Consider the following 25,494-nt stretch of genomic DNA (forward strand, 5'->3'; position numbering starts at 1 on the left):
CAGAAACCGTCCGGCCCCGGTCGTCTGCAGGTTCAGCCTGTGCGGGCGAGACCAGGGGCGGAAACGGTGCCAAAAGCGCGCTCAAACCACATGCGGGACATCTTTGGCGAAATGCCGGCACGCCGGGCAACTTTGGCCTGGGCGTCGGGGCTGAATTCCCAAAGGCCGACACTGATCCTGTCGCGACCTTCGCCCTCGCTGCCGAGCACCTCAGGTGAGGAGCCGATCATCCGGTAAATACGGACCATGCGCGCATCAAAGACGCCAACGAAATGGCGCACGCCAAAGCCGTTCATGATCTCGCCACCACCCAGCATCAGGGCCGCCGCGACAGTGCCGGGGGCATCGCGGTTCAGACAAAAGCGCGTGCATTCCCAGATCAGAGGGCTGGTGATCGTGCCCCCGCCCATCAGGTCAGTAAAATGATCGTTCACCATCGTGCGTTCGGTCGTCGGCAGGAACCGCATGGAGCCGCCATGGGTGCCATCGGGTTTTTCCCAGATCACATAAAGCGGGTTCAGAGCATCGTATTCGTCTTTTTCCAGACCATCGGCATCAATCGTGACGTCCCAGGCCAGCCGGGTTTTGAACTGATCGGCACGGTCGCGGAACATGGTTTCCGCCAGAAGCGGGAACTGCGAAAGCTGGTCTGCGTAAAGATAGCGAAGCATCGTGTCATTTCCTTCGGTTGCGGGGAGTGCATGACCGGAAGGATGACGGAGAGGGGCTTAATGCCTGCCAACCTGGCAGATCGCGCCGGTAACACTTACCGGCAACGTCACGGTGCTTTTCAGACCACAATCACGCCCCTTGTGAGGGCGCGGGCGACCGCATGTGTGGTATTGGCCGCCCCCAGTTTGAACCGGGCGCTTTCGATATAGACCCGCAGCGTATGCTCGGAAATCGAAAGAGTTTCAGCCACTTGCGCCCGGTTATACCCGATCGCGAGGAGGGTAAGCGCGTCGGTCTCACGGGGCGAAAGTGGCTGGGACTGTTCGGGCGCTTTGTTGGGTTCGAACTCCAGCGCCTTCTGGTTAAAATAATGCGCGACAAGGATGAGTTCGCGCCTGTTCTGTTCTGTAAACCCTGCCCAGACATCGTCGTCGCAGGTGTGATTGACGGTAAAGAGCGCGAACTGCCCGTTCGGTCCTCTGATGGGGATCGAATATCCCTGATTGCCTATGCCGTATTCAAGAGATTCCCGTTGCAGCGCCCTCGCGGCCTTGCTTGACCAGTCGAGGCTTTTCCAGTCCACCGGATGAAAACGCTGGTAACATCCGATAACCACCGGGTCGATGCGCAGATAGTTCTGCTCCTGATAGCGTTCAGCCCATTCGAGGGGATACGTGCCATAGCCATACTGAGCACCGGCGCTGTCGACCCAGTGATACACCATGTTGTCGACCCGAAAATGCGATCTGAGGTCAACGATGGCATCCTGAATACCTTCAAGCGTGTCCGCCTGCTCCAGCCCCGCCAAGACCGTCTCCACTACCTTCGAATTCGCTTCCATTCGCCCCGCCTTGCGTCTTTTCGTGAAGGGCTGCGATTTCGGCCAGGGCAACAATTGCGGTATCGTCGAGCTGCTCGGCAAGCACCGGCAGGTCGTTCGCTGTCGCAAACGTCTTCAGGTCCGTCAGTACGTCCAAAATCCAATCACTTCGCATAGCAGATTCGCCTCTTAAAGGTTAATGAAGTATTAATACAACTCTAACATGTAATAACTCTTATTGAAAATTCGCGTTTATTTACTCCCCAGAAATAGCGAGGGCGAATTTTGTAAGTGATTGATACTATGTAGCGTCACACGCATGACGTGCAAAGCTCTGCGAAGCGGCATTGCGATTCGCAGGGCATTTTAGCTGTCGTCGTGTTTCGTCAACCTTAACGAGGCGCCTCGAGCGTATCCTCCAGAGTGCGCAGCCCGGTGGTCGGCGCCTGGACCAGCACTGACATATTGCCGGGCTTATGCTCATTGCGCATCATCTTCATATGCGCCTCGGGCAGATCAGCCCAGGTAAAGACTTCGGACATACACGGATCAAGGCGTCGCTCAAGCATCAGCTTGTTGGCCGCACTGGCCTGTTTGAGGTGGGCAAAATGACTGCCCTGCAGACGCTTCTGATGCATCCACATGTAGCGCACGTCAAAGGTCAGGTTGAACCCGGTGGTGCCGGCGCAGATCACCACCATTCCGCCCTTTTTCACAACGAAGGTAGAGACCGGGAAAGTAGATTCGCCCGGATGCTCGAACACCATGTCGACGTTCACGCCCTTCCCGGTGATCTCCCAGATCGCTTTGCCGAACTTGCGGGCCTCGGTGAACCAGGTGGCGTATTCAGGGGTATTGACCGTGGGCAGCTGCCCCCAGCAGTTAAAATCCTTGCGGTTCAGAACGCCTTTGGCGCCGAGGTCCATCACAAACTGCCGTTTGCTCTCGTCTGATATGACACCGATGGCATTGGCACCGGCGGTGTTAATCAGCTGGATCGCATAGGAACCGAGCCCGCCGGACGCACCCCAGACCAGAACGTTCTGACCCGGTTTCAGGTCATGCGGTTCATGTCCGAAAAGCATCCGGTAGGCTGTGGCGAGGGTCAGTGTATAACAGGCCGCCTCCTCCCAGGTCAGGTGCTTGGGGCGCGGCATCAGCTGCTGGCTCTGCACGCGGGTGAACTGCGAGAAAGACCCGTCGGGCGTCTCATACCCCCAGATGCGCTGGCTGGGCGAATACATCGGATCGCCGCCGTTGCACTCTTCATCATCACCGTCGTCCTGGTTGCAGTGGATGACAACCTCGTCGCCCACCTTCCAGCGGGTGACGCGGTCACCCACGGCCCAGACGATGCCCGAGGCATCGGAGCCCGCGATATGATAGGGCTGCTGGTGCCCGTCAAAGGGGCTGATCGGCACACCAAGTGCTGCCCAGACACCGTTATAATTCACACCCGCCGCCATCACGAGGACAAGCACGTCCTGGCTGTCAAGCTCGGGCACATCGACCACTTCCTGCAGCATCGCCTTGTCTGGCTCGCCGTGACGTTCGCGCCGGATCGCCCAGGCGTACATCTGTTTGGGGACATATCCCATCGGCGGCATTTCACCGACCTCATAGAGGTCTTTCTCCGGGGCTTCATATTGCGCGACGGTCGTATCCAGGGCCATGCCAGTCTCCAGCTCTCATCAAAACATGCCGCGCCGCAGAATCAGGCGCCGCCAATCCGGAATAGGACGCGACACGCAATATTGCAACACCAGTGGGGTGCTTTTTGTAATTTTATAACCGAGCAGACGCAGAAAGTTACGCGGCTGCTTCCGGTTGCGGCAGCCGGTGCGCGACAGATCTCGCGTAATAGGCGGCTACGGCCTCTTCGCCTTTCGCAATCGTCCAGCCGTCCTCTGCACCGGTGATCATCCGGTGTTTGCGCATCCGGAAAAGCGCTTCTGAGCACTGTTTTGCAAAATCATGTTCGGCCGCCGGCATGTCCTGCTGCAGATCGGCCGACAGGGCCTGTGCACGTTCTGTGATTTCAGCAGTCGTCAGCGGCCCCTCTGCCGCGCTCAGAACATGAGACAACAGCGGCACCAGCATCACAGGCATCGCATCCGCGATCCGCTGCATCAGATTTGCCGAAAGCTCCTCTACCGGGCGCTCGGGGCCGAAGCCACGCAGCGACAGTGGTTGCCCGAAGGCGACAGCAGCCGTCCCGAAGCGGACATATCTGCCCCTGAGAGCCTGCCAGAACTTCCTGAGTATAAATTTCACCACAACGCTGATCCGCGCCCCGAACCGCCGGTCGCCACGCTGGCCCGCAGCAATCAGAACACGGTCTTCCAGGACCCTGTCGTAATTTATGGCGACGGGAACAAACACAACATCGCGCCCGCCCGGCTCATAGCCATCGGTAAGATAGGACAGCAGCCCCATGCGCGGCGGCATAAGCTCTCCTGTGAGGCTCAGCCCTCCTTCGGGGAAAATACCCTGGGCCACGCCGCCCTTGGTTGCCATCTGCACATAGCGCGCGAGCACCTTGCGATAGAGCGCGCCGCGTGATCTGCGTCGGATGAAGTAAGCTCCCATCATCCGGATCAGCCTGCTCAGCGGCCAGACCCGCGCCCATTCGCCTACTGCATAGGACAGCGCGGAGGTGCGCGCGGCCAGATAGGTCACCAGCACATAATCCATGTTCGAGCGGTGGTTCATCACAAAGACGATCGTCGCATCTCTGGGGATCTCTTTGATCACCGCGTCATTGCCCGGGGCGGTCCAGACCTCATAGATTGAGTTGACGAGCATCCGCGCCATGCGGATCCCGAGCCCGAAATAGGTAAACGCGCTGAAGCCCGGCACAATCTCTCGGGCATAGCTGCGGGCTTTCTCAAAGCCCACGTTTTCAGGGACTCCGTGCTCGTGGGCATAGTTGACGATCTCCCGCGTCACTTCCGGATCGTAAATCAGGCGCTGGATCATGTCGTATCGCCGGGCGAGCTTGAAGGGTTCAATGGGTCGTGTCAGGCGCTCATTCAGCCGACCGACGGCCTTTTCCAGACGGCGCCGAAAAAACCACCGTACGGACGGGAAAAGGAAATGCGATGCAAAAGTCACGGCCGCAAACAACAGGACCAGCACAAAAATCCAGAGCGGAACTTCAACCACTTGCGTCATATTGCGGACCCTCGCAGGCCGGTGCGCCAAGAACAACAGCAAATTTCGGCACAGACGGCACGGCTTACTTCCTTACTTAAATGCCGCCCCGGCAGGCATCGGGCGATACCGCCGGCGCTGCAATCGCATTGCCGCACTGCGGCGAATTGACAAAGCCACAATATTTCAAGTATTCCGGTTGCAGCGAAATAAAGTTGCTCAAACGATTCACGAGGTTCCGATGACTGAGACGCAGAAAGACCGCCCCTGGCTGATCCGCACCTACGCGGGACACTCGACCGCCAGCGCGTCCAATGCGCTCTACCGGGCGAACCTGGAAAAGGGCCAGACCGGCCTATCCGTGGCCTTCGACCTGCCAACACAGACCGGCTATGACAGCGACCACGTGCTTGCGCGCGGAGAAGTCGGCAAGGTTGGTGTACCTGTCAGCCATCTGGGCGATATGCGCACGCTTTTCGACCAGATCCCGCTGGATCAGATGAACACCTCAATGACCATCAACGCCACGGCGCCCTGGCTCCTTGCACTCTATATTGCGGTTGCCGAAGAACAGGGCGCGGATGTCAGCAGGCTGCAGGGCACCGTGCAGAACGATCTGATCAAGGAATACCTCAGCCGCGGCACCTATATCTGCCCGCCCGCGCCGAGCCTTAAGATGATCGCGGATGTGGCAGAATACTGCTATTCCCACGTGCCGAAATGGAACCCGATGAACGTGTGTTCCTATCATCTGCAGGAAGCGGGTGCGACGCCGGAACAGGAGCTGGCCTTTGCGCTGGCCACAGCGACAGCGGTGCTCGATACGCTGCGCCCGCGTGTGCCCGAAGAAGACTTCCCGGCGGTTGTCGGGCGCATTTCGTTTTTCGTAAATGCGGGCATCCGGTTCGTGACCGAGATGTGCAAGATGCGCGCCTTTGTCGATCTCTGGGACGAGATCTGTCTGGAGCGTTATGGCGTGCAGGATCCGAAATTCCGCCGCTTCCGTTATGGCGTACAGGTCAATTCGCTGGGCCTGACCGAGCAGCAGCCGGAAAACAACGTCTATCGCATTCTGATCGAAATGCTTGCGGTGACGCTGAGCAAAAAGGCACGCGCCCGCGCGGTGCAGCTGCCCGCCTGGAACGAAGCGCTTGGCCTGCCGCGTCCCTGGGACCAGCAGTGGTCGATGCGCATGCAGCAGATCATGGCCTATGAAACCGACCTGCTGGAATTTGACGACCTCTTTGACGGCAATCCGGCGGTAGATGCAAAAGTCGAAGCCCTGAAAGAAGGTGCGCGACTGGAGCTTGCAAACCTTGACAGCATGGGCGGCGCGATCTCGGCGATTGACTATATGAAAGCGCGGCTGGTGGACAGCAATGCCGCGCGTCTGAGCCGGATCGAGGCCGGCGAAACCGTGGTGGTCGGTGTGAACAAATGGCAAAAGGGCGAGCCCTCACCGCTGATGACCGGCGACGGCGGCATTATGGTGGTCGATCCTGCGGTTGAGGCCGAACAGATCAGCCGGCTCGATGCCTGGCGCGGAAGGCGTGATGCCGGCGCCGTGAAAGCTGCTCTGAAAGACCTGCGATCAGCAGCAAAGGAGGGCCGCAATGTGATGCCCGCCTCCATCGCTGCGGCAAAGGCAGGCGTGACAACCGGCGAATGGGCCGCTGAAATGCGCGCGGTACACGGCGAATATCGCGGGCCCACCGGCGTATCGGGCGCGCGCTCGAACTGCACAGAGGGGCTTGATGATCTGCGCGCGGCGGTAGACGCCGTCAGCGACCGGCTCGGGCGGCGTCTGAAGTTTCTGGTCGGCAAGCCGGGGCTGGACGGTCACTCAAACGGCGCCGAACAGATCGCCGTGCGCGCCCGCGACTGTGGCATGGACATCGCCTATGAGGGCATCCGCCTGACGCCTGAAGAAATCGTGACGGCGGCGCGGGAGGACGAGGCCCACGTGGTTGGCCTGTCCATCCTTTCAGGCAGTCATATTCCGCTTGTCGCAGACATGATGGACCGGATGCGCGCGGCGGGCCTCGGGCATATCCCGGTGATCGTCGGCGGCATTATTCCCGAGGATGACGCCGAAAACCTGCGCGCGATGGGTGTGGCCCGCGTCTATACCCCCAAAGATTTCGAACTGAACACAATTATGAAAGACATCGTGACGCTTGTGGATCACCACGCCGTCGCAGCCGAGTAACCTCACGCTCCGCAGGTTATCTTTTGCTTGTCCCTGCGGGGACATGCAGGCTAGCTGTGTATCCGGACCCCAGGGAGGATACCGCAATGACCATTCACATCGGCGCAGCGCCGGGCGCGATAGCCGAAACCGTTCTGATGCCCGGAGACCCGTACCGCGCCCGCTGGGCTGCTGAGACCTTTCTGGAAGGCGCCGAACTGGTCAACGAAGTGCGCGGCATGCTGGGCTTTACCGGCACATGGCGTGGCAACCGGGTCACCATCCAGGGCTCGGGGATGGGCATGCCGTCTTTGTCAATCTATGCCAATGAGCTGATCCGGGACTATGACGCGCAGACGCTGATCCGGATCGGATCCTGTGGTGGCATGCAGCCGCATGTCTCGGTCCGCGACGTGATCATCGCGATGTCGGCCTCGACAATCACCTCGCCTTCGTCAGGCATCTTCCGGGAGGTGAATTTTGCACCGACCGCTGATTATACCCTGCTGGCCGCAGCGGTATCTGCGGCAAAGGCCAAAGGGACACCCACCCATGTGGGCGGGATCTATTCGTCGGATGTGTTCTATGCGGAGCGGCCTGATCTTGATGAGCAGATGGTCCGCCACGGCATTCTGGGTGTCGAGATGGAGGCAGCAGAGCTTTATACACTGGCCGCGCGCCATAAACGCCGCGCACTGGCCGTTCTGACTGTCAGCGATCATCTGCAGACAGGTGAGGCCCTGCCCGCCGAAGACCGCGAGAAATCCTTTGGCGACATGGTCGAGATCGCGCTTGAGGCCGCTTTCGCCTGATAGCCAGGCTGGTTTGCCCCGCTCCGGTCTGATCCTGTAAACCCGTAATCTGCATGGCTTAAACCGCAACGCGCCCCGGTGTCAGCGTCCGTCAGTCACCATGCGTGCGGTCATAGCTGTTTTCAGCCGCAGGATTCCATCCCTGCATCGCCGCCGGATCGGGCCGGAACACATCCACCTGCAACGGATAACAGGACGCGGCATCGCTTGAATGAGAGGCCGAGCAGTCTCCGCCCGGGCAGGCCGACAGATTGCCCAGCAGATCGGTCTCTGCCACAAATTCGATGTAGTCTCCCGGGCGCACGGGGCTGGCCTTCATGAAGTACTGTCCGGTGTCCCGGGTGAACCCTGTGCACATAAAGACGTTGAGCACGTCATGCACCAGCGGTTCCGCCTCAGCGCGCGACACGCCCGTGTGCTCTGCCAGCGCGCGGACCAGATTAGAATGGCAGCAGTGGTGATACTGTCCGCCATCCGACAACAGCGCATGACTGTAGGGGTCACAGCGGGTGCCGATCACGTCATGTACCGACCCGCCGAAACTGTCGATACCGTACCAGCCGAGCGTGTCGTGGGTGATCGTCGCCAGCGGGCGCATATGCGGAAAGCTGCTCCACAGGCGCTCTCCCGTCGTCAGATGCGTGCCGTGCAGGGCCCGGGATTTACCGGAGTAGAACCGCTCCGCGAGGTTCTGTGCATTGTGAAGGTTGAGATCACCGACCTGCGGCCCTTCAACCGATGTGATCCTGAAGAAATGCCCGGCAGGGACAGAAAACGTCCGCGCTTCGCGGGGCGGAACGGTCACGCTGTCAGTCCGGGTCAGGTCTTTACGGGCCGTTTCATAGCGCGCCATATCGGCCGCAGGCAGGTTTTCGGGCGGATAGCAGATCACCGGTCTGATTGCGCGCCTCGCATCGGCGTCCTGGGGCTGGGTCATGGCCGGGTCCTTTCTGTACCTGCGCGCATCAGACCTTTGGCAGGTGCGATTTGCAACCCTGTGGCGGGCCGTCTGATGCGGTGAAGGCTTCGGCACCGCAGGCGGCACAGCGGTATTTGCGCAACGCCCCCCGATCGCCGGTCCGGTCTGCGCGCCAGCGACAAAGCCGCATGCCCCGTTTGCGCCGGGCGAAGATGGCGACAATGACAAAAGCAATGATCAGGCCGATGACGATATGCATAAGCTCAGCCCGTAACCAGGGCCTGCGCGTGACAGCACGGTGCGGCCGCGTCAGCCGGCCTCGCGTGGGTGCCTGCCTGCTCCGGACAGATACCCGGGAGAATATCGGATTTTTTCTGCATCAGATCATCAGATGGCCGGCGAGGCCAAGTGCAAACCCGAACACTGCCCCAAGCGGGGGCAGCAGGGTATTTTCCAGCGGGACCTGCGGCGCAATATCCTGAAACATCAGATAGAGTATCCCGCCGGAGGCCAGCAGCATAACCGCGCCCACGCCGGCATCCATGGAGGGCGGCAGCGTCAGGCCGATCCAGGCCGCCAGCGGTCCGAGGGGCACCATCGCCGCAAAGAGCCAGAGCGAGGTCGCCTGCCCGTCCTCTGCGGCCCCTTTCATTTCGCGCATGGCATTGAAGCCCTCCGGCAGGTTCTGCAGACAGATCAGCGCGGCGACCAGGACCGCCGCACTCAGATCGCCGGTGATGACAGCGCCGAGGGCCAGCGCTTCCGGCAGGTAATCCATCATCATCGCCAGAAACTGCGCCATGCGACCGCCGGAACCGGCAATCAGACGGTCGAGCCAGGCAAAACCCGCCCCGCCGGCGAGAAACCACGCCAGAGCAGGCAAAGGCTCCAGACGGTCACTGCCTTCCGGGATCAGCACGAGTGCGACGGCCGCCAGCAACGCGCCCGCGCCAAAGGCCATCACACCGTGCCTGAATTCAGTCTGCGCCCATCCCGGCAGGATATTGAACCGCCAGAGCGCGAGGTATCCGCCCAGCGGAATACTCAGCCCGGCCAGCGTGGCCAGACCAAGCGCCATCCACAGCGGTTCGTCCAAACCCTCAGACCCGGCGCTCGACCATCATCTTTTTGATGTTCGCGATTGCCTCGGCGGGGTTCAGACCCTTTGGACAGGTCTTGGCGCAGTTCATGATCGTATGGCAACGATAGAGCTTGAACGGATCTTCCAGATCATCAAGCCGCTCGCCTGTTGCCTCGTCGCGGCTGTCGATGATCCAGCGATAGGCATGCAGAAGTGCGGCCGGTCCAAGATAGCGGTCGCCGTTCCACCAGTAACTCGGACAGGCGGTCGAGCAGGAAGCGCACATCACACACTCATAAAGCCCGTCGAGCTTTTTGCGGTCTTCAATCGACTGCCGCCACTCTTTGGCGGGACGGTTCGTTTTGGTCTCAAGCCATGGCATGATCGAGGCATGCTGTGCATAGAAATGGGTAAGATCCGGGATCAGGTCCTTGACCACCGGCATATGCGGCAGCGGGTAGATTTTGACCTCGCCTTTGATCTCGTCCATGCCATAGATACAGGCCAGCGTGTTGATCCCGTCGATGTTCATCGCACAGGATCCGCAGATCCCTTCGCGGCAGGAGCGGCGGAAGGTCAGCGTGGGGTCAATCTCGTTTTTGATCTTGATCAGCGCATCAAGGATCATCGGGCCACAGGTGTCCATGTCCACAAAATACGTGTCCACCCGCGGATTCTCCCCGTCATCGGGGTTCCAGCGGTAGATCGAGAACGTCCGCAGATTATTCGCCCCTTCGGGCCTGGGCCAGGTCTTGCCCTTTGTCATGCGGGAGTTTTTCGGGAGCGTCAGTTGAACCATATCGGGTCTCCTGTCCTGAAGTCAGAGGGGTACCGCCGTGCCGGGGACGGCAGCGGCAAGGCATTGCTGGGTTGAAGAACGCGCGAGAATGGCGCGCACTGTGTCGGCGGTGCCCTGATCGGTTCCGGTCACGGCATCCGCGGCCAGGGACTGGACCTCACTTGCATCGGCATTGTCCACGATGCAGTCGGTGAAAGGCTGAAAGAACTGCTTGGGCACCTGCGGAAAATAAATCGCAAGCGTCTCGGGCAGAATGGTTTTCGCAGTACTCCGTCCGGCCTGATCTGTGGCCTGCTGCACGGGTGTGCAGGCAGCGAGGACGAGAGAAAGCAGCAGTAGCAGTCGGGTCATTGGGCCCACCTTGTGAAAAGTACGTTCATATATCTTGGCCGCGCGCGTTTGCCGGGGCCGGACGCGATACTGAGCACATCGCGCAGTTCAAGACCGGCGTCTTTCAGAAGTGCCACGGCATCAGAGGGTGCGCTGATCCCGTCGAAGCGATGGCTGAGCGACAGTTCCATGATCACGAATTCGCACCGCGCCAGGGTTTCCGGCGCACCGCGCAGCACCTCGATATCGTAGCCTTCGGTGTCGATCTTGAGGCCCGCACGGCCCGGATATCCGCGGGCGATCTGATCGAGGGGACGGACCTGGACCGGTTGTTTGTCTGTGCGCACAAAGCTTTTCGACAACTTGTCCGTGCGTTTCAGAAGGCTGGCCATTTCGACCTCGCAGCCTTTGCCGGACCAGGGCACGATGAGATCGGCCTGACCTTCCTGCGCACCGGCCGCCACTGCGTGAAAATGAAATTCGGTCTGAACCCCCTTTTCGCGCACCATCGCAGCACAGCTTTCCTGAGGATCGATCAGCACGAAACGCGCGTCGGGGAAGGACCGGTAAAGCCAGGGCGTGCCGCTGCCGACACCGACGTCAAAGACGACTTCGGGCGTGAACCCGTAGCCTTTGACATAAGGTGCGCGGGTTTTGACAGGCTGAACGACCATCCCCTCCGACCGGAGGGTCCGGCGCATCTGTCTGAGCGTATCCGGGCCTTCGCGCGTCACATCAGCGGTTCGGGAAGCAATAGAGGCTGCCGCGATACATCGTTGTGTAAAACTGCGGCGGGCAATGCGGATGGCTGCGGCTGACGGTGCCGTAAACCGGCACGCGGCAGTAAAGGCTGCCACGGTACATGCCGCGCTGGTCCCAGGGGCAGTTGTTCCAGGCTGTACCTGCATGTGCCGAGCCGCCTTTGCCCGTGGTCGTGCCGCTCGGGCCGTCCGCCAGTGCTGCGGGTGCGGTTGCCATAATCATGGCCGCAGAAAGGGCCGCGGCTGTTATCTTTTTCAGTGTCTGCATCAGAAAGTCCTTTGTTTCGGGGCGATTTTCTTAGGATCAATACCACCGTCATTGTGGCTGGTCAGCGGCTGTTCGTGAACGCCGCGATAGCCGAGCGAGGCTTTGTTGCCTTTGAACCAGATCAGCGAGTGCTTGCGCCAGTTCTCGTCATCGCGCTCGGGGTGGTCCTCGTGGGCATGCGCGCCGCGGCTTTCCTTGCGCGCCTCGGCGGCGGTAATTGTTGCCACCGCATTGGGGATCAGGTTGGCCAGTTCCAGTGTCTCCATCAGGTCGGAGTTCCACACCAGGCTGCGGTCGGTGACGCCCACATCGGTATATTTACCGGCAACCTCATCCATCGCCTTTTTGCCCTCGGCGAGGGTCTCATTGGCGCGAAAGACAGCTGCGTCTTTCTGCATGGTCTGCTGCATTTCGAGACGCAGTTCCGCCGTGGGTGTGTGGCCTTTGGAGTAGCGGGTGTTGTCGAACCGGTCGAGTGCGGCTTTGACCGAGGCCTCGTTGGGCGTCGGCACAGCGCTCTCGGGATCGACGATTTTGCCTGCTCGTATGGCCGCGGCCCGGCCAAAGACCACAAGGTCAATGAGCGAGTTCGAGCCCAGCCGGTTGGCGCCATGTACGGAGGCACAGCCCGCCTCACCCACAGCCATGAGGCCGGGTGAAACGCGGTCCGGGTCATCCTTTGTCGGGGCCAGCACCTCGCCCCAGTAGTTCGTGGGGATACCGCCCATATTATAGTGCACAGTCGGGAGCACAGGGATCGGCTCCTTGTTGAGGTTTACCCCCGCAAAGATCCGCGCGGATTCCGAGATGCCCGGCAGGCGCAGTTTCAGCGTCTCAGGTGGCAGGTGGTTGAGATTGAGGTGGATGTGGTCGCCGTTCGTGCCAACACCCCGGCCTTCGCGGATTTCCATGGTCATACAGCGCGAAACATAATCGCGCGGTGCCAGATCCTTGTAATTCGGGGCATAGCGCTCCATGAACCGCTCGCCTTCCGAGTTCGTCAGATAGCCGCCCTCGCCGCGTGCGCCTTCGGTGATCAGACAGCCGGCGCCGTAGATACCGGTGGGGTGGAACTGTACGAATTCCATATCCTGCAGCGGCAGACCGGCCCGGGCCGTCATGCCGCCACCATCGCCTGTGCAGGTATGTGCAGAGGTCGCCGAGAAATAGGCCCGGCCATAGCCGCCGGTGGCCAGCACGACCATCTTGGAGGCGAACAGGTGCAGCGTGCCGTCATCCAGCTTCCAGCACAGCACGCCCTGACAGACACCGTCTTCGGACATGATCAGGTCGATGGCGAAGTATTCAATATAGAACTCCGCGTTGTTTTTCAGCGACTGGCCGTAAAGCGTGTGCAGAATAGCGTGACCGGTGCGATCTGCAGCGGCGCAGGTCCGCTGCACCGCGGGGCCTTCGCCGAACTCGGTTGTGTGGCCGCCAAAGGGGCGCTGGTAGATTTTGCCCTCTTCGGTGCGCGAGAAGGGCACACCGTAGTGTTCGAGCTCATAAACCGCCTTTGGTGCTTCCCGGGCGAGGTATTCCATCGCATCGGTATCGCCCAGCCAGTCGGAGCCTTTCACGGTGTCATACATATGCCACTGCCAGTTGTCGGGCCCCATGTTCGACAGTGATGCCGCGATGCCGCCCTGGGCGGCCACGGTATGCGAGCGTGTCGGAAAGACTTTGGTCACACAGGCGGTGCGCAGACCCTGTTCGGCCATGCCGAGCGTCGCCCGCAGACCGGCCCCGCCGGCACCTACGACGACGACGTCGTATTCATGTGTTTCGTATTCATAAGCAGCCATGGAATTTCTCCCGGATGTGAGACAGCGCGCGCCGGCAAAAGGCGCCCGTCAGAATTTCAGAGAGCCAGACGCACCATCGCGTAGAGCCCTGTTGCCGCCGCAGCCCAGGACAGGCAGGTCATCGCGATCATCGCGACTTTCTGCGCGCCGCCGTGCACGTAATCCTCGATCAGCGCCTGAACGCCGCCGGCAAAATGTTTGAATGTCACCAGAATGGTCAGCGTTGCGATGATCGCCGGGAACGGGCGGGCAAAATACGCTGTGACGACATCATGGGGCTCGCCCAGCATCGGACCAAAGGTGAAGATAAAGAGCGGGATCAGCACCAGCAGGGCCGCGGAACTCACGGTCATCGACCAGTGATGTTCGGTGCCGGATTTGGCGGAGCCCATGCCCGTGGCGCGTTTGCGGTCTGTCAGATAGCTCATCTCAGGCCCTCCTCAGCGCACGACCGCGATGGTCAGCAGGGTCAGCAGAAACGACCCGCCGACAACCGCGTATCCGAGTTTATAAGCGGTTTCGAGATCAAGGCCGACGCCCTGATCCCAGATAAGATGCCGCACACCTGCGAGCGTGTGATACCACAGCCCCCAGAGCGACAGGACCATGACAAGATCGCCGAACCAGCTGGTCAGAACGCCATCGGCGACGGCAAAATACTCAGGCGATGTGGCAGCGGCCAGAAACCACCAGACCACAAGCAGCGCAGAGATCAGCAGCGCATTGCCGGTGATCCGCGTGAGGATAGATGTCATCGAGGTCAGCTGCGGGCGGTAGATTGTCAGATGCGGTGAAAGCGGGCGATTGCCCCTGTTCACATCAGCCATGTCAGATTCCTTTTGTTCCCTGACGTTATTTGTACTCTTTATTGCGCGCTTGTCACGTGCAAGGGGGCCGCAGGGGCGCGGTTATTTGGCGCGGTTCGTGCAATTTTCCGCATTTTTCCGGGTTTGTGATCACGCGCAATTCTGCTGTGATCACATTATTCGAGGAAACTCAGCTGCCGGGTTGTCTCGCGCTGCAGTTTTCGGCGGATCTGTTCGGGATAATCCGCGAACCCGTTGGCAGTGATAACAAAAGCGCCCTCGCCGTGGATAAGGTTCTCGAAAAACCATGCGGTGAGGTCTGTCTCATCGGTCTCGATCGCCAGCGCATTGAGCGTAACACCCATCCTGTCGAGTGCGGCACGGCGGGTGTCCGGGTCCACACCTTCGTTGGAGATTCCATCACCTGAGACATCGATGATCCTGCGGGTACAGTGCGGCACCTCGGCAAGGGCTTTTTCAGCCGCGAGAACAGCCTCGCCCACAGCTGTGGAAAAGTTGCGCCAGATGCGTTTATCGTCGCTGATGGCCTGGGCAAGGGCCTGCACATCGCCGGCCGACCGGATGGTGGTCCATGGGATCGTCTGGCGCTGGCGCGAGGACCCTGTCCACTGAATAAGGGTAAGCATCGCCTGCTGTTCGGTCAGCGCATCCACAACGGTGCCGTCCCGCAGGGCTGCCGCCAGCCCCTGCATCTGGATCCGGTATTCATCCGGGTCAACCGAGCCCGAAACATCAACAGCCAGCACCAGTGCAAGGCCGCATGCCTGTACCGGAGCAGCAAAAGCAGCGAACAGGGCAGGAATGGTGAAACGAAACATGGCGCGAGACTACAACGGTCCGCGCGCCATGCATCCGAATTTTACGTGAACGCCTCTCAGCGGCGCAGCGGGAGACCGTTTTTGTCTTTCATGGAGCCCACCACGAGGCGCACGAAATCGATCAGAGTCCAGATGCCCAGCCCGCCGAGGGTCACAAGGCAGAGGATGCCGGTGCCAATCTTGCCCAGATAAAAGCGGTGCACGCCAAGGGGGCCCAGAAAAAAGCACAGAAGTACGGCCGCGACAAAGCTCTTATCGCTTTGCTCAACGGGGGGTGAATTGTCGCTCATTGTCATCGTCATTGTTACTGTCCTATCGGTTATCAGGTCGTTGATGGTATCGCGACAATGCGACCTTTGCCGTCTCGCCACTGACCCGTAATAAGCAGGTAAAAGATAACAATTGTATGGATTCCGTCTGCCAACAATGTGGCAACCCCCAGTCCGTCGTTACCCTGAACAAAGAACATGATGGCAAGAACCAGCAGGGTCAGGTCCGCCAGACCATGCCAGAAATCGCCGAGGTAAAAGTGGTGGATACCCGCAGTGCCGAAAACGCCGCAAAGCGCAACAGCCGTGCCGTAGCTTTTGGGGGAAATGTCAGTTTGCATGATGCCTGTCCTGATGCGCCCCCGCAGCCCGGAGGCTAGCGCGGTCGGCGCGCTCCGGTCAACCACGGGAACTGAGGCACCAAAGGGTCTGGTGCGTAAAAGTATCACTGCACTGGGGGTATCAGCCGATCAGGGCGAGGAAAAACCCGGCAAAAATCACGCCCCCGAAGGCGAGACCGGCCCGCCAGGGGGTGCGCACGCCCGTTTCACCCTCAATCGCGAGCGGCCCGAGTGTGGCCGCGGCGGCAAAAAGGCTGCCCGCCATGGCCACTATTCCCTGCGCCCAGACGGCATCCTGCGCGACAGGCCCCAGCGAGAGCACCAGGATCATCAGACCCAGCGCTGCCATCGTCGCCGCGAGCGAGCGATAGAGCGAGGCCAGAATTCCGATCATGTGAGGCGAGAGTTCGACGCCTTCTTTTTCAAGAATTTCAGCGTGATAGTCGGCCGGCACCGAGCCGAGGGTATATTGTGCTGCCCCCAGAAAAAGCATGCCTGCCGCAAGACAGTTCAACATGACGGCGAGTATCAGCATACCCTTCGTGTCTCCCCGAACACCGGTGTCCCCGGGTCACCTTAACTCACATTGGCATCAGCGCCCAGTAGTCGAGATCAAGCAATACATCGGGCAGATATTTCCCGTCCTCGCCGCGCAGCTCAAACGGGGGGCCGCCGCGGGTCGCCACGAGGCGCAGCCGCAGCGCACCGACGCCAGGGGCTGCCGTTTCCGCCCTGTCGAGCACTTCGGACCAGGCGCGGACGGTATCACCTGCAACACAGGGGTTTGCATGAACGCCGGCGTTGAGCCCGACCACCATCTGCGCATTCGCCAGCCCGTTGAAACTGAGCGCACGGGCCATTGAGATCACGTGCCCGCCATAAATCAGCCGCGTCCCGTCCGGGCGCGCTGACACATCGAAATGCACTTTTGCGGTATTCTGCCAGAGGCGGGTTGCCAGCATGTGCTCGGCTTCTTCAATGGTCACACCGTCCACGTGATCGATTTTTTCGCCGACCGCATAGTCTCCCCGGCGGTGCGGCTCTCCGGCGAGATCGAAATCATACCTGCTGAAATCGAGGCCCTCCGGCACCACAAGCCGGTCTGCGGGCACAGCAGCGGCCAGATCCGGGATCACCGTTTCGGGCGCCGGGGCGCTGGTGTCTTTTTTGCGCACCATGACCCAGCGCACATATTCCAGAACGGTTTCGTCATGCTGGTTCAGTCCGCGGGTGCGCACCCAGACCACGCCTGATGTCCCGCTGGAGTTTTCTTTGACACCGATCACTTCGGAGACGGCGCGCAATGTGTCGCCGGGCCAGACGGGCAAAAGCCACCGCGCCCCGGCATACCCGAGGTTCGCCACGGCGTTCAGCGAGATATCCGGCACCGTCTTTCCGAACACCACATGAAACGCGACCATATCATCAAGCGGGCTCGCTCTGAGCCCGCAACTGCGCGCAAATTCGTCAGACGAATAAAGAGCGTGCCGCGCGGGATAGAGCATATGGTTAAGCGCCCGCTCTGCGGTGCCAACGGTGCGCGGCACCGCATGTGTAATGATCTGCCCCGGTGTATAATCTTCGAAAAAGCGCCCGGCGCTGGTTTTCGCCGCCATCACTGCGCCCCCAGCTTCAGGTCCGGTTTATAGGTGCCGGGCGCGTCTTTGATCACCGCCTGACCGCACCGCATGACCCCTGCGGCGTGATCCCAGGTCTGGGTCGGGCTGCCATGCAGCTCCCAGCCCTTGTTCAGCGCCTCCGTGACTTTGTGACAGAAGGCGGATGTGTCTTCTTCGGACAAAAACCGGTAGAGCTTCATGTGGCTACCTCGCCGTTACGCAGGGAAGGGCCAGACGCCCAGCCAGATGTGAATCGCTGAAATCAGCCCGTAAAGGACCAGCGTGATAACGGCGAGCCGCACCCGTGTCGCCATGCCTGCGCGCGCCGGCGGTGTCCAGTCGGGCTCTGCTTTGTTGATCAGAATGACTTCTCCGACAGCCCAGGCCAGCAGCCCGCCGAACAGCACGATCGAGGCAAGATCACCGTTCACCAGCAGGTGCGCAACGGCCCAGATTTTGAAACCGGTCAGCTGCGGATGGCGGATCTTATAGGCAGGCCATGCCTTGGCCCCCTTTGCAGCACTTGAGCCATAAACCCAGAGCGCAAAGAGCATCAGCGTATTGTTCACGTGCATCAGGAAGGCGGGAGGCGACCAGACCGGGATAAATTCAGCGCCGCGATAACCGAGGATCATCAGCACCAGGCCCGCGACGATCCCCACCGCCACGACGCCCTTGCCTGCAGTGCCCAGCCCTGAGCGTTTCGCCGGGGCCAGTCGTTTGAAATAATGTGCGCCCGTCCAGAGGATCAGGCCGGCAAGGATAAAGATCATGTGCTCACTCCGCGTTCATCGAGTTTATCGCTTCCACCTTTGCCAGTGTTTCGCGGGCCGTGGCAACATGAAGGTTTTCGACGATCCGTCCGTCAACGACCGCGACCGCCTCACCTTTGGCCACCGCGGCCTCATAGGCGGCGATCTGACGGGTCGCCAGGTCGACATCCTCCGGTGACGGAGAAAAGGCGTCGTTTGTGACAGCGATCTGTGCGGGGTGGATCAGGGTTTTACCGTCAAAACCCATATCGCGACCCTGTTCGCATTCTGCTTTCAGTCCGTCTTCGTCCCTGAAGGCGTTGTAAACACCGTCGAGGATCGCCCTGCCCTGCGCTTTTGCCGCGAGCAGGCACAGACCGAGGCCGCTCATGAGCGGCAGACGGTCCGCCCGGTAGCGCGCACCGATGTCTCTGGCGAGGTCATTGGTGCCCATCACCATGCCCTCAAGCTGCGGATGTGCCGCGATCTCCGCAGCATTCAGCATGCCCTGCGGTGTTTCCATCATAGCCCAGAGTGGTTTGACACGTGATACCCCGGCAAGCCTGTCGAGGTCAGCAGCGCTGTTGACCTTCGGCAGCAGAATGGCATCTGCGTCCGTTTGTGCGGCGGCGCGCGCATCCTGCTCACCCCAGGATGTATCCAGCCCGTTGATGCGCACAATTTTCAGGCGCCGGCCGTATCCACCGGCACCGAGCGCCTCTGCGAGTGTCCTGCGCGCGCCTTCTTTTTCATCAGGGGCGACGGCATCTTCGAGATCGAAAATGATAGCGTCCGCAGGCAGGTCGCGCGCTTTTTCCAGGGCCCGGGTCCGGGAGGCCGGGATATAGAGAACAGACCTCAGGGGGCGGCTGGCTGATGACATAATGACGTCTCCGCAAAGATGGCGCAGGCTGCGCGACAGAATATTGCGTGGAAAGACGCATTTTCTTTCCGGAAACGCAAGCCTTCTTTCGCTGCATTGCAGCAAATATCAAATGCAACCTTTTGCGCCCGGCCGGTTAACCAATATTTCAGGGCTGTCGCTGATAGTCAGGGCATCGGTATTTTCTGCTGCCGGAAGACCGGCACAGGCGCTGTTCACCATGCGGCAGAAAAATCGCCATTTCTTGAACCGGGGCCGCCCGGTCATCGCCGGGAACCGGCACAGTGATGACAGCGGGTGACGCCTTTCGAATGAAGGCAGACATAAGTATGACACGCATATCAAAACTTCTGCACCTGGGCGCATTGACGGCAGCGGCAGCTCTCTGGATCACATCAGTCACGGACGCATCCGCGCAGAACACGCGCAACTGCGGCCCGCGCGAAGCGGTCGTTGATCGTCTGGCACAGGGGTATGGCGAGAGCCGGCAGTCAATGGGACTGGGCGCAAACAACGCGGTGATCGAGGTGTTCGCCTCCGATGAGACCGGCACATGGACGATTACAGTGACAACGCCGAACGGCCTGACCTGTCTTGTGGCCTCAGGCCAGTCTTTCGAGACACTTGCAGAAGCGCTCCCGGCCAAAGGCAACGACGCCTGAACATGCGCGATCTTCCGGCCCGGTATGATGTTCCGGGCCCGGGCGGTTTCTCAGCAAAGATACCCGTGTCTCCCGTCAGGTCAGACCGTCCCAGATAAGTTTCGCACCGGTCACGGTGAGAAGCACATACGTTACCAGAAAAAACAGATCCTGCGGGACGATCCGGTGCGCACGAACACCGAGCCAGGCCCCGAAAAGCGCAAAAGGCGCCAGCACAAGATTTGCGGTCAGCGTCTGCGATGTGAACATGCCCAGAGATGCGTAGGGCACAAATTTAAAGATATTCACCACGAAAAATACCAGCACCGTGGTTGCCTGAAACTCCGTTTTCGACAGGCGCAGTGACAGAAGATACACGGCCGCAGGCGGACCGCCGGCGTGACTGACAAAGCTGGTAAAGCCTGCAACTGCCCCGGCGACCGCCCCGACGCTGCGCGGCAGAACAGCCGGCGCCGGTCGCAGCAGACCGCGCCGCGTGGCCAGTTGCCACAGAACGAACCCCACAGAAATCACCCCGATCAGCACCCGGAAGACATCCGGCTCAGCGACCTTATAAAGTGCCGCCCCCAGCATCACGCCGGGCAACGCGCCCAGCACCAGCAGAAAAGCGGCCTCGGCATTCCATTTTCGCCAGTAAGGTCGCAGCGTGCTGAAATCGATCAGCATGAGCAGCGGCAACATAACTCCGAGCGCAAGCCCGGGCTCGATCACCAGCGCGAGCATACTTGCTGCGGCAAATGCCGCCCCGGAGCCGAAGCCGCCTTTGGAAATGCCGGCGAAAATGACCGCCGGTCCTGCTATGAGAAAAAATGTGAGGTCCAGCGAGAGCATGCTGCGCATTCCTGGCGCGAAACCCTGCCGAAGTCCACAATCTCTGCTGCGTCAGCGCATCGTCGCCCTGCCGCAACCGAACTTGCGCAAGTTGCTGCGATTGGGTAGCACGTGGCGAACTTCAACCGCATGCGGAGCATTTAATAATGGCAAGACCCAAAATCGCACTGATCGGCGCCGGCCAGATCGGCGGCACGCTCGCCCACCTTGCAGCGCTCAAGGAACTGGGCGACGTCGTTCTGTTCGACATCGCCGAGGGCATCCCCGAAGGTAAAGCCCTCGACATCGCGGAAAGCGGTCCGTCGGCGAAATTCGACGCAGCCTTGTCCGGGACGCAGTCTTATGAGGATATCGCCGGCGCGGATGTCTGCATCGTAACGGCCGGTGTTGCCCGCAAACCCGGCATGAGCCGGGACGATCTGCTGGGCATCAACCTCAAGGTCATGAAATCCGTGGGCGAGGGCATTGCCGCCCATGCGCCCGAGGCCTTTGTGATCTGCATCACCAATCCGCTCGACGCGATGGTCTGGGCCCTGCGTGAATTTTCCGGTCTGCCGCATGAAAAGGTCTGCGGCATGGCGGGCGTGCTGGACTCCGCGCGCTTCCGGCACTTCCTTGCGGACGAATTCAACGTTTCGATGAAAGACGTCACCGCCTTTGTACTGGGCGGACATGGTGACACGATGGTGCCGCTGGTGCGCTATTCGACCGTTGCCGGCATCCCGCTGCCAGATCTGGTCAAAATGGGCTGGACGAGCCAGGAAAAACTGGATGCCATCGTCCAGCGCACCCGTGATGGTGGCGCTGAGATCGTGGGCCTGCTCAAGACCGGGTCGGCCTTCTACGCACCGGCGACCTCCGCGATCGAAATGGCAGAGAGCTATCTCAAGGATCAGAAACGCGTTCTGCCCTGTGCCGCCTATGTGGACGGCGCCTACGGGCTGAACGGTTTTTACGTCGGCGTTCCGACAGTCATCGGTGCCGGCGGCATCGAGCGCGTGGTCGAAATCAGCATGAACAAAGACGAGCAGACCATGTTCGACAACTCCGTGAACGCGGTCAAAGGTCTGGTCGAGGCCTGCAAAGGCATTGATAACTCGCTCTGAGACAGGGTGATGCCTGAGGGCTCCGGGCATTTCCGGGGCCCTTTTTTTCAGGCATGGCCCATGATCCCGGGCCGCGGATACCTCCCTGCCTCAGAGCTTCCCGGAGGATGCACAGCGGCGATCTGCTGCCTGTTGTTCCGGGAAGGTCCATCTGGTCTGAAGGGCGTTTTTGTTTCCTGCAAAAATCCCTCCCGCACGAGGCCAGCGCCCTTCGGAAACGCTCTGGCGGTCAGGCCGGAACGGTCCGCACGGGCGGTGGGCAGAGCGAAACCACCTGAAAACAGAATGATTCCCCGGCTCTTACCCCGCAGGGGCATTACTTCGGTCACTTGTGATCACAGTTTTTCAGCGTGTGATCACAAAAATCGCTTTTCCCCGACATATACCCCGTTTGCTGAGAAAAACTGTTTTCTTCCGGCGTCTGACGGGGTGCAGTGCCCCAAGAGAACCGATCAATCAGTACGGGACCAGAACGATGAATATCCACGAATACCAGGCCAAAGCATTGCTCCGCAGCTACGGTGCACCGGTTTCTGACGGACGCGTCGTGCTTCGCGCCGAAGAAGCCAAAACCGCAGCCGGCGCCCTGGACGGCCCGCTCTGGGTGGTCAAGGCGCAGATCCACGCGGGCGGCCGGGGTAAGGGGACGTTCAAAGAAGCCGATGCCGGCGAGAAGGGCGGCGTGCGCCTGACCAAATCGGTTGAGGAAGCCGCCGAGGAAGCAAAAAAGATGCTCGGCCGCACGCTCGTCACACACCAGACCGGCCCGGTCGGCAAACAGGTAAACCGGATCTATATCGAAGACGGCTCGGGCATCGAAACCGAGCTCTATCTCGCACTGCTCGTAGATCGCCAGACCAGCCGCGTGAGTTTCGTCTGCTCCACCGAGGGCGGCATGGATATCGAAGAGGTCGCAGCCTCCACGCCTGAAAAAATCCTCAGCTTCTCTGTTGACCCTGCGACCGGCTATCAGGCCTTCCACGGGCGCCGTATTGCCTTTTCGCTCGGGCTTGAGGGCAAACAGGTCAAGCAATGCGTCGGCCTGATGGGTCTGCTTTACAAAGCCTTCATGGAAAAAGACATGGAGATGCTGGAGATCAACCCGCTGATCGTGACCGACAGCGGTGATCTCAAAGTACTCGACGCCAAAGTCGCCTTTGACGGCAATGCGATCTACCGCCACGCGGATATCGCCGAGCTGCGCGACACCACGGAGGAAGACAGCAAAGAGCTCGAAGCCTCCAAATACGACCTCAACTACATCGCGCTGGATGGCGAAATCGGATGTATGGTGAACGGCGCGGGCCTTGCCATGGCGACCATGGACATCATCAAACTGTATGGCGCGGAGCCTGCAAACTTTCTGGACGTGGGTGGCGGGGCAACAAAGGAAAAGGTCACCGAGGCTTTCAAAATCATCACCTCTGATCCCAACGTCAAAGGCATCCTGGTGAACATCTTCGGCGGCATCATGCGCTGTGATGTGATCGCCGAGGGGGTTGTGGCAGCGGTTAAAGAGGTCGGGCTTCAGGTGCCGCTGGTTGTCCGTCTTGAAGGCACCAACGTGCAGCAGGGCAAGGACATCATCAACAACTCCGACGTTGATGTGATCGCCGCGGACGATCTCAAGGATGGTGCTCAGAAAATCGTGAAAGCCGTAAAGGGCTGAGGCGTGACCCGCTCCGGCCCTCTGCCCGGCGCTGTTGCCAGCGCTGCCGTGCTCCTTGGCGGATGCGCCACGGGGGACCGGTCGGCTGACGTGACGGAGCTCGACAATACCTGGCGGGCCAACCTTGTGCCGAAAAGCAGCCCGGCGCTGATGGTCGGCACCTTTGAACGCTTCTGCGTTGAGACCTCGGGACTGGCGGCGCGGGAAACGGCGCTGCGGCGGGCGGGATATGTTCCTCTGGCGGATCGGGGCACCCCGGGCACCCGGGCCTTCGTCGTCGATGATACCCGGCCGGCGGTAGCGGTGTCTGAGAACATGTGTCTGGTGCAGGCGCGCGCGCGCACCGGCCAGACCGAGCGGTTCGAACGCTATGTGACGGTGCGGTTTCCTGATGCTGTGGAAACCGACCCGGCACCGCTGGGCCGCTCGATCAGCCAGGCATGGTCGGTGCCCGGCCCCGCGATCATCGCGACCGAGCGGGTTCAGGACGTTGACTGGAACAACTTCGCCCTGATCTATTACCGGCCGGAGGGGGCGTCATGATCCGCGGCCTTCTTTGTCTCATTGTGATCACACTTCACGCAGCACCTGCGGTGGCGGATACACAGACCCGCCTGCTCAGCCTCTGGACGAGGTATCTGCAGATGTGCGCGCCGATGCTGAGCGATCCGGCGACGCCTTTTGCCGCGATTGCAAATGACACAGCCGCAGACCGCCCCGCAGGCTGGAGCACGAAAGACAGCACGTTCCGCATGTATGAATGGGTCGCGGCCACCTTTGATAAAACGGAATATATCGAAGTGATGCGGCGGCCAGACGGGCTGCATCTGACCTGTCTGGTCACCGATGATGTGCAGCCGGGAGATACCCACACCGAGCTTGCCGGTGCTTTCATTGCGCTGGCCAGTCACAGCGACGGGCTTCAGATCGCCGGCGGCGAAATGCAGGCCGAACCGGCGGGCGACGCTCGCGCCGGCGAAGATTTCGGCGCGCCATATGCTTTCGTGATCGACGGTGCATTCGGCCCGAAACCCATCCGAACGCTGCTGATGATCCGCTCAGGCGGGCTCACGCTGCAGGTACAGCAGGCAACGGGGGCGTCATGAGGCACATACTTTGCAGCGCTCTCTTCTGCCTTTGTGCCGGGACTGCGGCCGCCGGTGCCGATCTGGCGATCAGCGCCTTCAACAGCGTCTGTTTCAAAGCCGGGCAGACCGCGACAGTGGCCCGCGACAGGATGCAGCAGATGGCCGGCACGCCGCTGCCGTTTACACTGACCTTCTGGGATAAAACGCTGGAGCCCGCACCGGGCACGCCCATGTTGATTGAGCGGCGGTGCGAGGTGCTCTTTGACGGCGCGCATACCCCCGCTGCCATCGAGGCGCTGCGGGTTCAGATGGCCACTCCGCCCGTGTTCGGCTTTGCGATTGATCTGCCGGAAACGCACGACGCCCTGCCCGGCACTGCCCTGATCGAAGGGCGCGAGCTGCTGCGCGGCCGCGTGGCCGTTGTGCATGTCGGCATGCGCGGCGATCAGACCTTTATGGCTGTTGACCGGCTGCCCGCCGGATGGGAGGCGATGTGATGCGGCGCGCCTTCCCTCTTTACGCAGCGACCGTTGTGCTGGCCCTGGCCGGCCCCGCCGCGGCACAGGATCAGCGGACGATTTCGGCCCACAATATGCAGCTGGCTGTTGAGATATGTCTGCGGAACTACCGCACCGAGACGGCATTGCCGCAGGCTTTCGGCGCTGCGGGCTTCAGCGTATCTCCCGGACCCGACGCCGGGTATGCCTCTTTCGCCGCAGATGGTGTCACCGGCGCGTTCAGCACCTCTCAGGCGCAGGGCTTCTGTTCGGTGCAGTCCACACTTGTCGATCTGGCAACCGCCGGAGACCTCGGCAGCCGCATGGCACAGTCGCTTTTCCCCGGGCAGGTACACGCAGGCGGCCCGGAACATCCCGTGGGCGCTCCCCTGCCCCCCTGTGCGGGGCTCTCGGTCTTTGCCCCACAGCAACTGATCACCATCACCTATGCCGCCGCCGGCAACAGCGGCGAATGCATCACAGACGGCACCAGTGCCGTCGTCATTAATATGTAAGTCAAAGGA

33 protein-coding genes are annotated in these 25,494 nt (G+C 60.7%); 10 read left to right on the plus strand and 23 right to left on the minus strand.

The window, feature by feature from the left end; all coding sequences use genetic code 11:
- Positions 1-32 precede the first annotated feature (32 nt).
- The 4 genes from G3256_RS15305 to G3256_RS15320 form a co-directional block, all read right to left on the minus strand.
- The gene (locus G3256_RS15305) at positions 33-671 is read right to left on the minus strand and encodes an acyl-homoserine-lactone synthase (protein WP_169641647.1); all 639 of its coding nucleotides are present in this window, start codon (positions 669-671) and stop codon (positions 33-35) included.
- 119 nt (positions 672-790) lie between these two features.
- The gene (locus G3256_RS15310; RefSeq protein WP_169641648.1) at positions 791-1,513 is read right to left on the minus strand and encodes a helix-turn-helix transcriptional regulator; all 723 of its coding nucleotides are present in this window, start codon (positions 1,511-1,513) and stop codon (positions 791-793) included.
- Between the two features lie 371 nt (positions 1,514-1,884).
- Positions 1,885-3,165 carry a crotonyl-CoA carboxylase/reductase gene (gene ccrA / locus G3256_RS15315; protein ID WP_169641649.1) on the minus strand — a complete coding sequence of 427 codons (1,281 nt, stop codon included), beginning with the start codon at positions 3,163-3,165 and terminating at the stop codon, positions 1,885-1,887.
- Positions 3,166-3,301: 136 nt separating this feature from the next.
- Entirely contained in the window at positions 3,302-4,666 is a 1,365-nt protein-coding gene (locus tag G3256_RS15320; protein WP_169641650.1) for a 1-acyl-sn-glycerol-3-phosphate acyltransferase, read from the minus strand.
- 220 nt (positions 4,667-4,886) lie between these two features.
- On the opposite strand from G3256_RS15320, the gene G3256_RS15325 reads away from it, so the two are divergent.
- On the plus strand, positions 4,887-6,854 hold the full coding sequence (locus tag G3256_RS15325; RefSeq protein WP_169641651.1) for a protein meaA: 1,968 nt from the start codon (positions 4,887-4,889) through the stop codon (positions 6,852-6,854).
- A gap of 86 nt (positions 6,855-6,940) precedes the next feature.
- A complete protein-coding gene (deoD, locus tag G3256_RS15330) occupies positions 6,941-7,645 on the plus strand; it encodes a purine-nucleoside phosphorylase (protein WP_169641652.1) in 705 nt (234 codons plus the stop codon).
- Positions 7,646-7,736: 91 nt separating this feature from the next.
- Here the strand turns inward: deoD and G3256_RS15335 are convergent, their stop codons facing one another.
- From G3256_RS15335 to G3256_RS15420, 18 genes are all read right to left on the minus strand, one after another.
- Positions 7,737-8,582 (minus strand): urea carboxylase-associated family protein, encoded by an 846-nt coding sequence (locus G3256_RS15335; RefSeq protein ID WP_169641653.1) that lies wholly within the window; start codon positions 8,580-8,582, stop codon positions 7,737-7,739.
- A gap of 28 nt (positions 8,583-8,610) precedes the next feature.
- Complete coding sequence (locus tag G3256_RS15340; RefSeq protein WP_169641654.1) at positions 8,611-8,823, minus strand: hypothetical protein; 213 nt, start codon at positions 8,821-8,823, stop codon at positions 8,611-8,613.
- Positions 8,824-8,943: 120 nt separating this feature from the next.
- Positions 8,944-9,660, minus strand: coding sequence for a ZIP family metal transporter (locus tag G3256_RS15345; protein ID WP_246227647.1), 717 nt, complete (start codon positions 9,658-9,660; stop codon positions 8,944-8,946).
- A gap of 4 nt (positions 9,661-9,664) precedes the next feature.
- Positions 9,665-10,444, minus strand: a complete 780-nt coding sequence (locus G3256_RS15350) for a succinate dehydrogenase iron-sulfur subunit (RefSeq protein ID WP_169641655.1) — start codon at positions 10,442-10,444, stop codon at positions 9,665-9,667.
- Between the two features lie 21 nt (positions 10,445-10,465).
- Positions 10,466-10,795: a hypothetical protein gene (locus tag G3256_RS15355; protein ID WP_169641656.1), complete on the minus strand. Its 330-nt coding sequence runs from the start codon at positions 10,793-10,795 to the stop codon at positions 10,466-10,468.
- Positions 10,792-11,508: an FkbM family methyltransferase gene (locus G3256_RS15360; RefSeq protein ID WP_169641657.1), complete on the minus strand. Its 717-nt coding sequence runs from the start codon at positions 11,506-11,508 to the stop codon at positions 10,792-10,794. Before G3256_RS15360 ends, G3256_RS15355 begins: the two co-directional genes overlap by 4 nt.
- A gap of 1 nt (position 11,509) precedes the next feature.
- Positions 11,510-11,803: a hypothetical protein gene (locus G3256_RS15365; protein WP_169641658.1), complete on the minus strand. Its 294-nt coding sequence runs from the start codon at positions 11,801-11,803 to the stop codon at positions 11,510-11,512.
- The gene (sdhA, locus tag G3256_RS15370; RefSeq protein WP_169641659.1) at positions 11,803-13,608 is read right to left on the minus strand and encodes a succinate dehydrogenase flavoprotein subunit; all 1,806 of its coding nucleotides are present in this window, start codon (positions 13,606-13,608) and stop codon (positions 11,803-11,805) included. The genes G3256_RS15365 and sdhA overlap by 1 nt, the downstream gene beginning before the upstream one ends.
- A 56-nt stretch (positions 13,609-13,664) precedes the next feature.
- Positions 13,665-14,036: a succinate dehydrogenase, hydrophobic membrane anchor protein gene (gene sdhD, locus G3256_RS15375; RefSeq protein ID WP_169641660.1), complete on the minus strand. Its 372-nt coding sequence runs from the start codon at positions 14,034-14,036 to the stop codon at positions 13,665-13,667.
- Between the two features lie 12 nt (positions 14,037-14,048).
- Positions 14,049-14,435, minus strand: coding sequence for a succinate dehydrogenase, cytochrome b556 subunit (sdhC, locus tag G3256_RS15380; protein WP_169641661.1), 387 nt, complete (start codon positions 14,433-14,435; stop codon positions 14,049-14,051).
- Positions 14,436-14,590: 155 nt separating this feature from the next.
- On the minus strand, positions 14,591-15,253 hold the full coding sequence (locus G3256_RS15385; protein WP_169641662.1) for a DUF1194 domain-containing protein: 663 nt from the start codon (positions 15,251-15,253) through the stop codon (positions 14,591-14,593).
- A 56-nt stretch (positions 15,254-15,309) separates the two neighbouring features.
- A complete protein-coding gene (locus G3256_RS15390; RefSeq protein ID WP_206040754.1) occupies positions 15,310-15,555 on the minus strand; it encodes a TM2 domain-containing protein in 246 nt (81 codons plus the stop codon).
- Positions 15,556-15,575: 20 nt separating this feature from the next.
- Entirely contained in the window at positions 15,576-15,863 is a 288-nt protein-coding gene (locus G3256_RS15395) for an NINE protein (RefSeq protein WP_169641663.1), read from the minus strand.
- A 121-nt stretch (positions 15,864-15,984) separates the two neighbouring features.
- Positions 15,985-16,398, minus strand: a complete 414-nt coding sequence (locus G3256_RS15400) for a hypothetical protein (protein WP_169641664.1) — start codon at positions 16,396-16,398, stop codon at positions 15,985-15,987.
- A gap of 46 nt (positions 16,399-16,444) precedes the next feature.
- A complete protein-coding gene (locus G3256_RS15405) occupies positions 16,445-17,479 on the minus strand; it encodes a MaoC family dehydratase (RefSeq protein ID WP_169641665.1) in 1,035 nt (344 codons plus the stop codon).
- Positions 17,479-17,682 (minus strand): DUF1737 domain-containing protein, encoded by a 204-nt coding sequence (locus tag G3256_RS15410; RefSeq protein WP_169641666.1) that lies wholly within the window; start codon positions 17,680-17,682, stop codon positions 17,479-17,481. The genes G3256_RS15405 and G3256_RS15410 overlap by 1 nt, the downstream gene beginning before the upstream one ends.
- A 15-nt stretch (positions 17,683-17,697) precedes the next feature.
- Positions 17,698-18,255 carry an NnrU family protein gene (locus G3256_RS15415; RefSeq protein WP_169641667.1) on the minus strand — a complete coding sequence of 186 codons (558 nt, stop codon included), beginning with the start codon at positions 18,253-18,255 and terminating at the stop codon, positions 17,698-17,700.
- Positions 18,256-18,259: 4 nt separating this feature from the next.
- Positions 18,260-19,117 carry an HpcH/HpaI aldolase/citrate lyase family protein gene (locus G3256_RS15420; RefSeq protein WP_169641668.1) on the minus strand — a complete coding sequence of 286 codons (858 nt, stop codon included), beginning with the start codon at positions 19,115-19,117 and terminating at the stop codon, positions 18,260-18,262.
- 1 nt (position 19,118) lies between these two features.
- Between G3256_RS15420 and G3256_RS15425 the strand changes: the two genes are divergently transcribed.
- The gene (locus tag G3256_RS15425) at positions 19,119-19,418 is read left to right on the plus strand and encodes a hypothetical protein (protein ID WP_169641669.1); all 300 of its coding nucleotides are present in this window, start codon (positions 19,119-19,121) and stop codon (positions 19,416-19,418) included.
- Between the two features lie 28 nt (positions 19,419-19,446).
- Positions 19,447-19,779 carry a hypothetical protein gene (locus tag G3256_RS15430; RefSeq protein WP_169641670.1) on the plus strand — a complete coding sequence of 111 codons (333 nt, stop codon included), beginning with the start codon at positions 19,447-19,449 and terminating at the stop codon, positions 19,777-19,779.
- A gap of 75 nt (positions 19,780-19,854) precedes the next feature.
- Here the strand turns inward: G3256_RS15430 and G3256_RS15435 are convergent, their stop codons facing one another.
- Entirely contained in the window at positions 19,855-20,610 is a 756-nt protein-coding gene (locus G3256_RS15435) for a sulfite exporter TauE/SafE family protein (RefSeq protein ID WP_169641671.1), read from the minus strand.
- Between the two features lie 146 nt (positions 20,611-20,756).
- On the opposite strand from G3256_RS15435, the gene mdh reads away from it, so the two are divergent.
- The 6 genes from mdh (at position 20,757) to G3256_RS15465 (ending at position 25,485) form a co-directional block, all read left to right on the plus strand.
- Positions 20,757-21,716, plus strand: a complete 960-nt coding sequence (gene mdh / locus G3256_RS15440) for a malate dehydrogenase (protein WP_169641672.1) — start codon at positions 20,757-20,759, stop codon at positions 21,714-21,716.
- A gap of 475 nt (positions 21,717-22,191) precedes the next feature.
- Positions 22,192-23,385 (plus strand): ADP-forming succinate--CoA ligase subunit beta, encoded by a 1,194-nt coding sequence (sucC, locus tag G3256_RS15445; RefSeq protein WP_169641673.1) that lies wholly within the window; start codon positions 22,192-22,194, stop codon positions 23,383-23,385.
- A 3-nt stretch (positions 23,386-23,388) separates the two neighbouring features.
- Positions 23,389-23,928 carry a hypothetical protein gene (locus tag G3256_RS15450; RefSeq protein ID WP_169641674.1) on the plus strand — a complete coding sequence of 180 codons (540 nt, stop codon included), beginning with the start codon at positions 23,389-23,391 and terminating at the stop codon, positions 23,926-23,928.
- Complete coding sequence (locus tag G3256_RS15455) at positions 23,925-24,491, plus strand: hypothetical protein (protein WP_169641675.1); 567 nt, start codon at positions 23,925-23,927, stop codon at positions 24,489-24,491. The genes G3256_RS15450 and G3256_RS15455 overlap by 4 nt, the downstream gene beginning before the upstream one ends.
- Positions 24,488-24,970, plus strand: coding sequence for a hypothetical protein (locus G3256_RS15460; protein ID WP_169641676.1), 483 nt, complete (start codon positions 24,488-24,490; stop codon positions 24,968-24,970). The genes G3256_RS15455 and G3256_RS15460 overlap by 4 nt, the downstream gene beginning before the upstream one ends.
- The gene (locus G3256_RS15465) at positions 24,970-25,485 is read left to right on the plus strand and encodes a hypothetical protein (protein ID WP_169641677.1); all 516 of its coding nucleotides are present in this window, start codon (positions 24,970-24,972) and stop codon (positions 25,483-25,485) included. The genes G3256_RS15460 and G3256_RS15465 overlap by 1 nt, the downstream gene beginning before the upstream one ends.
- Positions 25,486-25,494 lie beyond the last annotated feature (9 nt).

The sequence above is a fragment of the Roseobacter ponti genome (assembly GCF_012932215.1).
Taxonomy (GTDB): Bacteria; Pseudomonadota; Alphaproteobacteria; order Rhodobacterales; family Rhodobacteraceae; genus Roseobacter; species Roseobacter ponti.